A 13548-nucleotide genomic window follows, 5' to 3' on the forward strand; every position below is an offset into this window, starting at 1 on the left:
GTCGGTCAGTCCACCGTCACGTAGTCGGGACCGGAGTATCGCCCGGTGCTGAGCTTCTGGCGCTGCATCAGCAGATCGTTGAGCAGGCTGGAGGCGCCGAACCGGAACCAGTGCGGGGACAGCCACTCGTCGCCGAGCGTCTCGTTGACCATCACCAGGTACTTGACGGCGTCCTTGGTGGTGCGGATGCCGCCGGCCGGCTTCACACCGACCTGCACACCCACCGCGTCGCGGAAGTCGCGCACGGCCTCCAACATCAGCAGCGTGTTCGGCGGGGTCGCGTTGACGGCGACCTTGCCCGTCGAGGTCTTGATGAAGTCGGCGCCGGCGAGCATCGCGAGCCAGGAGCAGCGGCGGATGTTGTCGTACGTCGCCAGCTCGCCGTTCTCGAAGATCACCTTGAGGTGGGCGGCGCTTCCGTCCGGCCTCCGGCAGGCTTCCTTGATCGCGCGGATCTCCTCGAAGACCGACATGTAGCGGCCGGAGAGGAAGGCGCCGCGGTCGATGACCATGTCGATCTCGTCCGCGCCGGCGGCCACCGCGTCGGCGGTGTCGGCGAGCTTCACCGGCAGCGCGGTGCGGCCGGCCGGGAAGGCGGTGGCGACGGACGCGACGTTGATGCCGGATCCGTGCAGCGCCTCCTTGGCGGTCTTCACCATGTCCGGGTACACGCAGATCGCGGCGACCTTGGGGGCCGTGCGATCGGTGGGGTCCGGATGGATGCCCTTGGCGCACAGCGCCCGGACCTTGCCGGGAGTGTCCGCGCCCTCGAGCGTGGTGAGGTCGATCATGGAGATCGCCAGGTCGATGGCGTAGGTCTTCGCCGTCGTCTTGATCGAGCGGGTGCCGAGCATGGCGGCACGGGCTTCGAGGCCGACGGCATCGACACCGGGCAGTCCGTGGAGGAAGCGGCGGAGCGCGGTGTCCGAGGCGGTCACGTCCGCCATCGTCGCCAGCCGGGCCGCGGCTTCTGGGCCGAAAGCGGGAACAGTGGGCATGGTCACCACATGAGCATATCTACGCGCGTAGCGACCTGTCACCACCTCCCGCTGATTGCTTCACCACACGGGGTGGCGTGCGCGGGCGGGACCGGAAGCCGCACAGGGCAGGCGCCCCAAGCGATCGGGGGCCGCCGACCGGCTCTCCCCACCCCGGACGCCACCCCCTCCGATGCCGTAACGCAACCTGGGCGCGACCGGCCGCGCGGTGCCCGTCAGGCAGAATCGGGCCTTATGACGAGTTCCGACGACCCCACGCCGACCCCGCAGCCCGACCGGCCCACGTACGCCGACCGCGTCTACCGGTCGATGGCCGGCATCGTCACCGGAGTGCTGCTGATCGCGCTCTCCCTGTGGCTCGGCGGCGACGCGGTGCTCCGCGGCTCGGGACGCACCCCGTGGCTGACGCTCGCCGGACTCCTGGCGGCGCTGCCCCTGCTGGCGGCCTTCACGATCCGGCCCGCCGTCTACGCGGGCGAGGAACGGCTCCGCATCCGTAACCCGTTCCGGACGATCACGGTGCCGTGGTCGGCGGTGGAACACCTCCGGGCCGGCTACTCGACGGAGGTCATCGCGGGGGGCAAGCGCTACCAGCTCTGGGCGATCCCGGTCTCGCTGCGGGCCCGCAAGCGCGTCGCCCGGCAGACCGCCCGCGCGGCCACCGCGACCGCCCGCCAGTCCACCGCCCTCAACGCCCCGGACATCCCGGTCCGCGCCTGGTCCGACCAGGCCGTCGACGAACTCCGCGACCTCGCCGAACGAAACGCCGCGAACCCCGGCGCCCAGGGCGAGGTCACCGTCCGCTGGGCCTACGAGGTCCTGGCCCCGATCGCCACCGGCGCCATCGTCCTGGCCGTCCTCCTGGCCATCGGCTGACGCCCGCCGGGCCGGTGGTCGTCATCACAGGACCGGCAGGCGGTATTCGCGTTCGTAGAGGTGGGCTGAAACCGCAGGACGCCGGCCACCGAGAGCGCTTGCCGTGGGGGTGTGAACGAGGGGCAACTTCGGGGTGAAGCATGCTGTGGCGCCGCTGTGAGTACGCCCTTTGTCTGCACCGTCTCATTACATTGCGTGTGCTGCATGTTGCCGCATATGCAGCCTTCCTTGAGACGGCCAGCAGGGGTGGGGGATGGCAGCAGGGGACACGGGGGGCGCGGCCGGGGTGGGTGCGCGCTGTCGGATAGACATCGATGACGAGGGGTTTCACTCCTGGCGGCTCACCGCCCAGAACGGGCGGACGGTCGCGGTCGGCGCAACCGCTTACCCGGATTACGGGGAGTGCCTGCGGGCGTTCGAGCGGTTGTGTGCCGGGTCGGTGGGGCTGCCCGGGGGAGTGCAGCACGCCGCCGACAGGAACGGGTGGGTGTGGCGGCTGCGCGGGATGGACGGGCGGACGGTCGCCGTCTCGTCGCGGGCCTACGAGCGACACTCGACGTGCCAGACCGCCTACGACCGCTTCCGCGTGCTGCTCACCGAGATCGGCGCCGACAGCGTCGATGTGGTGTAACCGGGCGTAAATGAACGGAAGTTGCTTCTACGGGGCTCCTCGTTCACATCCGCTTGCGCGCCCGTCCACCGCACCCCGTGAACGTCAGCCATGTGACCACGGAAGCGCATGACCGACCGCCCGCGGCAGCCGCCGTCGAGGACGTACCGAGGCGGCTGTACGCGGATCCCGGGCTGCCGGACCGCGTCTTCCGCGGGGTGGCCCGGGGCGGTGGCGGGTTCGTTCTGGCGGTGATGCTGCTCGTCGGCGGGTTCCTGCTGTACCGGGCGTGGCAGGCGCTGTCGAAGGCCGGCTTCTCGTTCCTCACCACCCAGGCGTGGGAGCCCGATGCCGGGAACTTCGGCATCGCGGCCGTCCTCACCGGCACCGTGCTCATCGCGCTCGTCGCGATCTGCCTCGCCGTACCGCTCGCCATCGGCACGGCGCTCTACATCTGCGAGTACTCGCCGGCCCGGCTGCGGCAGACGCTGATCAGCCTGGTCGACCTGATGGCCGCCGTGCCCTCGGTGGTCTACGGGCTGTGGGGGCTGTTCTTCCTGCAGGGCCACGTACTGGGCACCGCGCGCTGGATCGCCCGGTACTTCGGCTGGTTCCCCCTGTTCAAGGTCGACGGAGCCGATCCGTCGGACCCGCTCGCGACCGCCACCGTCTACACGTCCTCGACCTTCGTCGCGGGAATCGTCGTCGCGCTGATGGTCGCGCCGATCGCCTGTTCGGTGATGCGCGAGGTCTTCTCGCAGGCACCGGTCGGCGAGCGGGAGGGCGCCTACGCACTGGGGGCGACGCGCTGGGGCATGATCCGCAGCGTCGTGCTGCCGTTCGGCAAGGGCGGCATGATCGGCGGCACGATGCTGGGCCTGGGCCGCGCGCTCGGCGAGACCATCGGCGTGTACCTGATCATCTCTCCGGTCTTCGCCGTGCAGCCGCACATCCTGCAGAACGGTTCCAGCTCCGTCTCCTCGCTGATCGCGCTGCGGTACGGCGAGGCCAGCGAGTTCGGCATGTCCGCGCTGATGGCCGCGGGCCTCGCGCTCTTCCTGATGACCCTCGTCGTCAACTTCGCCGCATCGTCGATCGTCGCCCGCAGCCGGTCCGGCGCGGCCAGCGACTCCTGAGGAAGTGCCCGATGACCCTCGTCGCCCCACCGCGCGGAGACAGTCCACCGCTCGTTCCGCGCACCACCCTCCCCGCCACGACATTGGTCGAGGCCGTGCGTGAGCCCCGCCGGCGGCTCGCGCTGCTGCGGGCCACCGACGTGTACGCGGTGCTGGGCGCCGCGGCGGCGTCGCTGAGCATCACCGCGCTGCTCTTCACCCGGCTGCTGCCGTTCAGCGGCGGGCTCGGCTTCGCACTCGTCGCGTACGGGCTCTTCCTCGGGCTGTACGCGCTGCTGGTCTCGTTCGACGAGGACGGCCCCGCCGTCCGCGACCGGGTGGCGGCGGTCCTCGCCCAGAGCCTGGGCCTGCTGATGCTCGCCGCGCTCGCGTTCGTCGTCGTCTACACCCTGTGGGAGGGCCGCAAGGCGCTGCCGCACCTGAACTTCTACACGAAGGACATGGCGTCGGCCGGGCCGCTGGACCCGCTGTCGGCGGGCGGCATCCTGCACGCGATCACCGGCACACTGGAGCAGATCGGGATCGCGCTGGTGGTCACCGTCCCGACCGGGCTGCTGTGCGCGGTCTTCCTCAACGAGGTGCCGGGCCGGTTCGCACGGTTCGTGCGGACCATCGTGGAGGCGATGACGGCCCTGCCGTCCATCGTGGCGGGCCTGTTCATCTATGCGACCGCGATCCTCACCCTCGGCCTCGACCGCTCGGGGCTGGCCGCCGCCCTCGCGCTGTCCGTGATGATGCTGCCGATCATCATCCGGGCCGCCGACGTCGTCATCCGGTTGGTGCCGGGACCGCTGCGCGAGGCCGCGTACGCGCTCGGCACCTCGCGCTGGCGCACGGTGTGGCACGTGGTGCTGCCGACCGCCAGGTCGGGGCTCACCACCTCCGTGATCCTCGGTACCGCGCGCGGCATCGGGGAGACCTCGCCGGTGCTGCTCACCGCGGGGTTCACCGCCGTCACCAACACCGATCCGCTGTCGGGGCCGCAGATCTCGCTGCCGCTGGCCACGTTCGAGTTCATCAAGTCCCCCGAGCCGACCATGATCGCCCGCGGGTTCGGCACGGCCGCGGTGCTGATGGCGCTCGTCCTGCTGCTGTTCATCGCCGCCCGTGTGATCGGCGGTCGCGGCCCCGGCCAACTGACCCGCCGCCAGGAGCACCGGCGCGTGCTGGCCTCGCGCCGCGACGCGGCCCGGTTCCAGGAACGGACCGCCGCACGGGCCGAAGAGTCGACCGGCTCACCTGCATCCGCCTCGACCAGGAGTGCTCTGTGACACCCGCACCCGGAACCATGAACCGCGCCCGCCTCGTCGCCGCGCTCCTCGCGCTGCTCTGCGTGCTGCTCGCCTCGAACCTGCCGGCCGCGCAGGCCGACTCGTACACCAAGATCAGCGGCGCGGGCTCGACCTGGAGCTCCAACGCGCTGGACCAGTGGCGGCGCAACGTCACCCAGTACGGCATGACGGTGAACTACGCGGCGGTCGGCTCGTCCGTCGGGCGCGAGCAGTTCAAGAACGGGGTGTCGGACTTCGGCGTCTCGGAGATCCCGTACGGGCTCACCGAGTTCGGCGTGAAGGACGCGCCGCCCAAGCGCGGCTACGCGTACATGCCGATCGTCGCGGGCGGCACCTCGTTCATGTTACAACCTCAAGATCGGCGGCAAGCGGGTCACCAACCTGCGGCTGTCCGGCGCGGTGCTCACCAAGATCTTCACCGGGAAGATCACCATGTGGAACGCGCCCGAGGTCGCGGCCGACAACCCCGGCCTGACGCTCCCGGCCCGCCGGGTCATCCCCGTCGTCCGCTCCGACGGCTCCGGCACCACCGCGCAGTTCAGCACCTGGATGGCCAAGGAACAGAGCGGCCTGTGGAACGACTACTGCCGGCGCGCGGGCAAACCGACGCCCTGCGGTCTCACGTCGTACTACCCGGTCATCCCCGGCTCCGGGTTCACCGCGCAGTCCGGCTCGCTGGGGGTCTCCGGCTACGTCCGGCAGCCGCAGGCGGAGGGCGCGATCACGTACGTCGAGTACTCGTACGCGATCAAGACCGGCTTCCCGGTCGCCAAGCTGCTCAACAGCAGCGGCTACTACGTCGAGCCGACGGCCTCCAGCGTCGCCGTGGGCCTGATGTCCGCCCGGATCAACGAGAACAAGAACTCCACGGACTACCTGACGCAGATCCTCGACAACGTCTACCGCTCCGGTGACCGGCGGGCGTACCCGCTCTCCAGCTACAGCTACATGATCGTCCCGACCTCGAACGAGGCGCCCTTCACCGAGGACAAGGGCAGGACGCTCGGGGCCTTCGCCTACTACTTCCTCTGCGAGGGCCAGCAGCAGGCCGACCAGCTCGGCTACTCGCCGCTGCCGATCAACCTGGTGCAGGCCGGCCTCTCGCAGGTCCGCCGGATCCCCGGTGTCGAGGCCAAGAATGTCGACATCAAGGGCTGCCGCAACCCCACCTTCTCCGCCGACGGCTCCAACACCCTCGCCAAGAACGCCCCGTACCCGCAGCCCTGCGACAAGCAGGGCGGCACGCAGTGTTCGACGGGCACGGCGGGCGCCAAGGACGAACGGACGCCGGTGAAGGCCGGCGCCAACGGCGGAACCTCGTCCGGCGGTACGTCCGGCACCTCCTCCGGCGGCACGACGGCCGGCTCGTCCGGCGGTACGACCGGCGGCACCGCGGCGGGCGGGACCACCGGGGCCACGACGGCGGGCGGGACGACCGGCACGACGGCCGGGGCGACGGGCGCCACCGCCATCGACCCGGACACCGGGGAGCAGGTGCCGGCCGACAGCGGCGGCGGTGGCGGCGATCCGTCCGTGGCCGGCAACCCCGTCTCGCTCGCGGCCGGCGGGCGGGGTGCGCTGCGCACCACGCTGATGGCGCTGTCCGCGATCCTGCTGCTCGGTGTGGTCGTCGGCCCGCCGATCGCCGCCCGCGCGCTGGGCGCCCGGGCCGACCGTAAGAGGAAGAGCGCATGAGCGAGCGCTTGAGTGGACGTATGGGCAAGCGCCTGAGTGGACGTATGGGCAAGCGCCTGAGTGGACGTATGGGCAAGCGCCTGAGCGCACGAATAGGCACGCGCAGGGGCGGGCGAACCGGCACGCGCATGAGCAGGCGCGCGAGCCGGCGGGTGCTCGGTCTCGCCGCCCTCCTCGCCGCGATCGTGATCGCCCTGCTGCCGCTGCCCGTCACCGCCTCGCAGGCGAGCGCCGCCGACGGCGAGGAGTCGGCCGTCACGCACGCCGGCACCAAGGGCCGCTACGACGACTTCTCCGCCCTCAAGGTCACCGTCCACCAGACGCAGAAGCTGCGCGCCCAGGGCATCCGGGTGACCTGGACCGGCGGCGCGCCGACCACCGACACCGAGTTCACCTCCGACTACCTGCAGATCATGCAGTGCTGGGGAGACGGTCAGAACGGGCCCGACCGGGAGAACTGCGAGTTCGGCGCCTCGGGCATCGGCGGCACCGGCGGCCGCTGGGCCGGCCAGCGCGCGCTGCCCGACCAGGTCGACCCGGGCGAGAAGACCTACGTCCTGGACCCGGCGCACCCCTTCGACAACCCCTTCGTGCCGTTCCGCCCCGTCAAGGGGAAGCCGACCAAGTCCTCCACGGACTTCACCTACTTCGGCCCGATCGACACCAACGAGCAGCCGTTCGTACGCGTCGGAGCCGACGGCACGGGGGAGTCGGTCTTCGAGGCGCAGACCGTCGTCCAGGCCCCGCACCTCGGCTGCGGCGACGCCACGGCCGATGGGCCACGGCACTGCTGGCTGGTCGTCGTGCCGCGTGGTGCGCACGACGCCGACGGCACGATGGGGACCGCAGGGGACAAGGTGGACGCGTCCGGACTGTCGGCCACCAGTTGGGAGCAGCGGCTCGTCTTCCGGCTGGACTTCCTGGCCACCGGCTCCTACTGCCCGATCGGTCAGCCCGAGTCCCGCACCATCGGCTCGGAGATGTTGACGGACGCCCTGACGTCCTGGCAGCCGGTGCTCTGCCAGAGCACCGGCACGACGTTCGGCTTCAGCCAGAGCGGTGAGCCCTACGCCCGCCGCCAGGTGACGGCGACCGCGGCCGACGCCCCCGGGCTGGCCTTCACCCTCGACCCGGTGGAGGCGGCCGAAGGCGGCCCGCCGGTGGTGCACGCGCCCGTCGCGGTCTCCGGCCTCACCCTCGGGTTCCACATCGAGACCCCGGGCTCCGGCGAACTGCAGGAAATGCGCCTGACGCCGCGACTCGTCGCGAAAATGCTCACGCATTCCTATATCCGTGACGTACCGGGTTGGCAATTGGCGCAGGCGCCCGCACACGTGGCGAAGAATCCCGCCTCGCTGCGCAACGATCCGGAATTCATCGCCCTCAATCCGCAGTACAAGAACTGGGCGGTGGACGCGGCCCGGCCGCTTTCGCTGCTGGTGCCGCTGGACGAGTCCGACACCGCGCGGCTGGTCTGGCAGTGGCTGCGGTCGGACCCGGAGGCGAAGGACTTCCTCGCCGGGAAGCCGGATCCCTGGGGCACGAAGATCAATCCGTACTTCGGCAGCCTGACCCTGGACAAGGACACCGGTCTGACGGACTTCCCCAAGTCCGACCCGACGCTGTCGCCCGCGCTCTCCGTGCCCGCGAACGACCCGCTCACGTACGGCATCACCGACCTGGACCCGTACACCCAGGACATGCACGACAGCGCCCAGCGCACCCGGCGCGGCAACACCGGGCGGACGATCGTCGCCGAGCTCGACAGCAACGCCCACAAGGCGAAGCTGGTCAGCCAGGCCTCCAAGCCGGGCGACCGGGCCGTCATCGCCCTCGTCGACTCCGCCTCGGCGGCCCGGTACGGGCTGCGGACCGCCGCGCTGCGCACCGCGGACGGCACGTTCGTGAAGCCGACGGACGACACCCTCGCGAAGGGCGTCGGCATGATGCGGCCCTCCGCCGTCCCCGGCGTGCTCACTCCCGACCCGGCCAGTGCCCGGGACGGGGCGTACCCGCTGACCACCGTCACCTACGCCGCCGCCTCGACGGGACGGTCGGCCACTGACCGCACGGCGTACAGCCGGCTCATCCGCTACGCGGCGGGCGCCGGCCAGACGCCCGGCGTGTCGGCGGGCCAACTGCCGCCCGGCTACGCGCCCATGCCGCAAGGGCTGCGCACCCGGGCGCTGGCCGCCGCGAGCACCCTGGAGAAGGTGACGGACCCGCCGAAGGCGGACGGCGGCGGCACGGCCGGCGCGGGAACCACGGGCGAAACCGGTGCCCGTGGTGGGGAGACGTCCGGCGGCCCCGGCGGCACGACGGGCGCCGGCGGCGCTTCCGGCGGACCCCCGGCGTCCGCCACCCCGACCACCCCGCCCGTGACCCCCGTGAAGCACATCGATCCGCAGAAGCAGAGCGTCGTGCGCGCCACCGGCTCCACGCCGGGCGCGGTGCTCGGCGCCGTCCGCTGGGTCCTGCCGGCGGTCCTCGTCGCGGGCGGCGGCGCGGCCCTGGCGGGCCCGGCGACGCTCAAGTGGGGGGCGTGGCGACGCCGGTCCTGAGGGCAGCGGTTCCCGGCATCCCTTCGGATGCCGGGCGTCCGCATTCCCTGCGGCGAACTCCCTTGGGGGCGCCTTGGAAACCCTCCCGTAACCTTTTCATCCGCCTTAATTGGTGGCCCCTGCAGCAGATTTGGGGAATTGTTTGCCATGGCCGATCGACGGGTCGGCAGCACGAAAGTCCGGATTTGCTTGAGCGTCCATTCGGTATTCCGTTTATTCGGAGGAGAACAGAAGTGAACGTCAAGTCCCGCGCTCGTATCGGCTTCATCACCGCGACCGCCGCCCTCAGCCTCGCCGCCCTGGCCGTCCCTGCCTCGGCCAACCCGCCGGCCGGCGAGTACCGGCAGCTCGCCGGTGTCGGTTCCGACACCACCCAGGACGTGGTGAACGGTCTCGGCGACGTCGTCACGAACGCGAGCGGCAAGATCATCGCCTCTTACGACGCGACCGGAACGTCCCCCCTCAAGACGCGTGCGGTGGGCTGTGACACCCTCGCCCGCCCCGACGGTTCCGGGGCCGGCATCGCCGCCCTGAACAACGCTGTGGACAACGCCACCGGCTGCCTCGACTTCGCCCGCTCGTCGAGCGGCCCGTCGGACACCAGCACCACGGACCTGACCTTCATCCCCTTCGCGAAGGACGGCGTCACCTACGCCACGCGCTCCTTCAGCGCACTGCCGACGAACCTCACCAAGACCCAGCTGACCGACATCTACAAGTGCACGCTGACGTCTCTCAACGGTGTGACGATCCAGCCGCTGCTGCCGCAGACCGGTTCCGGTACGCGGAAGTTCTGGCTGAACACCCTCGGCCTGACCGACGCCACGATCGGCTCGTGCGTCAACGGCACGATCCAGGAGAACAACGGCCTGGCGCTCACCAACAACAGCCAGATCATGCCGTACTCGATCGCCCAGTACATCGCGCAGGGCAAGAGCCTGCCGAACGTGCCGAACCGCCGTGGTTCGGCCGTGCTGCGCAACGTCAACGGCGTCGCGCCGACCACGTCCGGCGTCCTGAACACCGCGTTCCCGATCGTGCGCGACGTCTACAACGTCGTCCCGACCGCGAAGCTGACGAACGCGCTCATCTCCTCCACCTTCGTCGGCACGACGTCGAAGGTCTGCGCCCAGACCACCGTCATCCAGAACTACGGCTTCGGCTCGCTCGGTACGTCGTGCGGTGCCACCACCGTCAAGGGCGAGAAGTGACCGTTCGTTCCGCTGCGCTCCGCTGATCTGACACCCCACTCCGCGTGACGGCCGGGCGCCCTCCAGGCGCCCGGCCCTCCGTCCTGAACCGCAGAACATCCCTTGGGGGGATCGCCACCATGATCGTCATCGCACCACGAAGAGTCCCTGCCGCGCTGTTCGCTGTGGCCGCGCTCCTTCTCGCCGCCGCGGCGGCCCTGTTCGACGCTGCTCCGGCGGCGCACGCCGCGCCCGCCGTGAGCGCCGGCACGTTCGCGATCACCCCGGCCAACGGCGAGCTCACCGCCGATCCGTTCATCGCCTCACTGCGGACCTCGGCCGCCTGCCCGGCGGGCTTCGGCGCGTCGGCGGCCCTGCAGTTCGTCCTGCCGGACGGCTCCGCCGTCACCATCCCCGGCGCCCGCGAGTCCGGCGGTTTCGACACCGGCCCGTTCACCCTCACCTATGACGCGATCGGCGGAACGCTGGCGGACGTCATCGGCGCGCCGGTCGCCGACGGTGACCACGAGCTGCGCGTCACGTGCTGGAACGGCACCGGGGACGCGGCGCCCGCAGCCTTCTCCACGACGATCACCAGCACCGGTGACACCTGGACGGTGAAGTCCCAGGCCGTCCCCACCGCCACCGCCCTGGCGGTGAGCCCGGCGGGCACGGCGGTCGCGGGCGCGGAAGTCGCCCTGACGGCGACGGTCGACCCGGCCGCCGCCGTCGGCAAGCTCGCGTTCTTCGACGGCGCGACCGCGCTGGGGGAGGCCGACGTGGCCTCCGGGCAGACCACGGTGAAGACCTCCGCGCTGGTCGCGGGCGCGCATGATCTGACGGCGCGGTTCACGCCGGGCGATGCGGGGGCGTTCGTGGCGTCGTCGTCGGCGGTGGTTCCGTACGTGATCACGGGGGCTACGGGGTCGCCTTCCGCTACGGATACGGGGACAGGGTCTCCGACCCCCTCCGACAGCTGGGTTCCGTCGCCCAGCGACACGGGGTCGCCTACCGCTACTGACACGGGGTCTCCTACGGCGACCACCGGGGACGTGACGTCCGGCGGTACGTCGGGTGAGGGGGGTACGGGCGGTTCTGGGGGTGCTGGTGGTTCCGGGTCTTCCGGTGGTGGGACCGGTGGGAGCGGGAGCCTTGCTCATACCGGTGCGGGGTCGGCCCTGCCGCTGGGGTTCGCGGCTGCCGCGCTGGCCGTGTCGGGGGTTGCGTTCGTGCGGTATGCGCGGCGCAGGGGGCTGTTGACGTTCGGTTCCCCGCGACACCGCTGATCGGGCGGGGGCCGGGACCCCTTGCGGACCCGTCCCCCTCCTCACGTTCCGACCTCCGTGGCCCGGTGGTCGCCCTCTTTCAAAAGCCCGCTGTCGGCTGTTGGACGCCGCTGGGTCGCACGTCCCTCTCAACCTCTGGAGCGCACCCGTGACCGTGCTCGCCCCGCCCGCGCCACCGCCCCCGCTCACGTCCCCCGAGCCCGTGACCGAACGGCCGACCGCTCCCGGGATCGCGTTCGTGGGGGCCGCGTTGTGTGTTCTGGCGGCGTTGTTGCTTGGGTTCGCTGCCAATCTGACGGTTGTGGGGCATCTGCAGCACGCGCGTGATCAGCGCACGGCGTATGACGATCTGCGGGCGCAGCTCGCGATGGGGACCGCGCCGGTCGGGCAGGCCACGTTCGACGGCAAGCCGTTGGAAGTGGGCGCGCTCATGGCGTTGTTGCGGATTCCCGCGCTCGGGGTGAAGCAGGTCGTCTTCGAGGGGACCGGGTCCGGGGTGTTGCGGTCCGGGCCCGGACATCGGCGGGACACGCCGTTTCCCGGGCAGGCCGGCACCAGCCAGATCCTGGGGCGGGCGTGGGGGTACGGAGGGCCGTTCAACGACATCGCGCGGCTGCCGGTGGGCGCCGAGATCAGGGTGACGACCGGTCAGTCCACCGCCGAGTACCGCGTCACCGGGATTCGGCGGGACGGCGATCCGCTGCCCGAGGTGCTCGGGGCCGGTAAGGGGCGGCTCACGCTCGTCACCGCGACCGGTGGGGCCTATACGCCGTCCGGTGTGGTGCGGGTCGACGCCGATCTGGTGTCGCGGACGCAGCCGAGTCCGCCCCGGCCGCGCCGGGCGGGGTGGATCGAGGACGCCGAGAAGCCGCTCGGGAGTGAGAGCGGGGCGTGGTTGTCGGTCTACCTGTGGTCGCAGGCGCTGCTGGCGGCCGCGCTGCTCACCGTGTGGCTGCATCGGCGGTGGGGTCGGTGGCAGACCTGGATCACCGCCGTGCCGGTGCTCGCCGCGCTCGGGGTCGGCGCGTCGGGCGCCGCTATCTGCCTGCTTCCCAATCTGCTCTGAGGACGGAGTTCTATTTTCATGACGGATACCGAGGTACTTCCGGTTCTCGGTGGGATCGGTGCGGCCGGTCTGCGGGCCGAGGCGGTCTCCGCCTGGTTCGGGGACCACAAGGTCCTGGACCGGGTCTCGCTGACCATGCCCGCGCGCCAGGTCACGGCCCTCATCGGCCCCTCCGGCTGCGGCAAGTCGACCTTTCTGCGCGTGCTGAACCGGATGCACGAGCTGATCGGCTCGGCGTCGCTGGCCGGGCAGGTGCTCCTGGACGGCGAGGACATCTACGAGCGGGGGCGCCGCATCACCAGCGCTCGCCGGCAGATCGGGATGGTGTTCCAGAAGCCGAACCCGTTCCCCGCGATGTCGCTCTACGACAACGTGCTCGCCGGGCTGAAGCTGGGCGGCATCAAGTCCACCCGTGGCGGGCGCGACGACCTGGTCGAGGAGTGTCTGACGCGGGCCGGCCTCTGGAACGAGGTCAAGGACCGGCTGCGGCAGCCCGGCGGCGCGCTCTCGGGCGGGCAGCAGCAGCGGTTGTGCATCGCGCGGTCGCTGGCCGTGCGGCCCCGGGTGCTGCTGATGGACGAGCCGTGCTCGGCGCTCGACCCCACGTCGACCCGCCGCATCGAGGAGACGATCGCGGACCTCTCGTCCGAGGTCACCATCGTGATCGTCACCCACAACATGCAGCAGGCCGCGCGGGTGTCGGACTCCTGCGCGTTCTTCCTCGCCGAGCAGGGGACGCCGGGCGTCATCGTGGAGCACGGGCCGACGGACGCCATGTTCGGCGACCCGCAGGACCCGCGCACCACCGACTATGTGAACGGGCGGTTCGGCTGACCCG

General features: G+C 71.2%; 11 protein-coding genes and 1 pseudogene. 11 read left to right on the forward strand and 1 reads right to left on the reverse strand.

All coding sequences use genetic code 11. The features are described from left to right. Positions 1-5: 5 nt before the first annotated feature. On the reverse strand, positions 6-998 hold the full coding sequence (gene deoC / locus M2266_RS22335) for a deoxyribose-phosphate aldolase (protein WP_277441303.1): 993 nt from the start codon (positions 996-998) through the stop codon (positions 6-8). Between the two features lie 234 nt (positions 999-1232). Between deoC and M2266_RS22340 the strand changes: the two genes are divergently transcribed. The 11 genes and pseudogenes from M2266_RS22340 to M2266_RS22390 all read left to right on the forward strand — a co-directional run bounded on the left by M2266_RS22340 (position 1233) and on the right by M2266_RS22390 (position 13544). After that, positions 1233-1874 carry a PH domain-containing protein gene (locus tag M2266_RS22340; protein ID WP_277439771.1) on the forward strand — a complete coding sequence of 214 codons (642 nt, stop codon included), beginning with the start codon at positions 1233-1235 and terminating at the stop codon, positions 1872-1874. Between the two features lie 253 nt (positions 1875-2127). Then, a complete protein-coding gene (locus M2266_RS22345) occupies positions 2128-2505 on the forward strand; it encodes a hypothetical protein (RefSeq protein ID WP_277439772.1) in 378 nt (125 codons plus the stop codon). 92 nt (positions 2506-2597) lie between these two features. Then, positions 2598-3620 carry a phosphate ABC transporter permease subunit PstC gene (gene pstC / locus M2266_RS22350; protein ID WP_277439773.1) on the forward strand — a complete coding sequence of 341 codons (1023 nt, stop codon included), beginning with the start codon at positions 2598-2600 and terminating at the stop codon, positions 3618-3620. A gap of 11 nt (positions 3621-3631) precedes the next feature. Continuing rightward, positions 3632-4891, forward strand: a complete 1260-nt coding sequence (gene pstA / locus M2266_RS22355) for a phosphate ABC transporter permease PstA (protein ID WP_277439774.1) — start codon at positions 3632-3634, stop codon at positions 4889-4891. A gap of 17 nt (positions 4892-4908) precedes the next feature. Next, positions 4909-5205 (forward strand): annotated as a pseudogene (locus M2266_RS22360) (substrate-binding domain-containing protein); the annotation flags it as partial. 106 nt (positions 5206-5311) lie between these two features. Continuing rightward, entirely contained in the window at positions 5312-6607 is a 1296-nt protein-coding gene (locus M2266_RS22365) for a substrate-binding domain-containing protein (RefSeq protein WP_277439775.1), read from the forward strand. Positions 6608-6735: 128 nt separating this feature from the next. Beyond that, positions 6736-9168, forward strand: a complete 2433-nt coding sequence (locus tag M2266_RS22370; RefSeq protein WP_277439776.1) for a hypothetical protein — start codon at positions 6736-6738, stop codon at positions 9166-9168. Positions 9169-9401: 233 nt separating this feature from the next. Continuing rightward, positions 9402-10379 (forward strand): substrate-binding domain-containing protein, encoded by a 978-nt coding sequence (locus tag M2266_RS22375; RefSeq protein ID WP_277439777.1) that lies wholly within the window; start codon positions 9402-9404, stop codon positions 10377-10379. A gap of 119 nt (positions 10380-10498) precedes the next feature. Continuing rightward, the gene (locus tag M2266_RS22380) at positions 10499-11644 is read left to right on the forward strand and encodes an Ig-like domain-containing protein (protein ID WP_277439778.1); all 1146 of its coding nucleotides are present in this window, start codon (positions 10499-10501) and stop codon (positions 11642-11644) included. 238 nt (positions 11645-11882) lie between these two features. Continuing rightward, positions 11883-12710: a sortase gene (locus tag M2266_RS22385; protein ID WP_277439779.1), complete on the forward strand. Its 828-nt coding sequence runs from the start codon at positions 11883-11885 to the stop codon at positions 12708-12710. 18 nt (positions 12711-12728) lie between these two features. Beyond that, entirely contained in the window at positions 12729-13544 is an 816-nt protein-coding gene (locus M2266_RS22390; protein ID WP_277439780.1) for a phosphate ABC transporter ATP-binding protein, read from the forward strand. Positions 13545-13548 lie beyond the last annotated feature (4 nt).

This window comes from Streptomyces sp. SPB162, assembly GCF_029504575.1.
GTDB lineage: Bacteria > Actinomycetota > Actinomycetes > Streptomycetales > Streptomycetaceae > Actinacidiphila.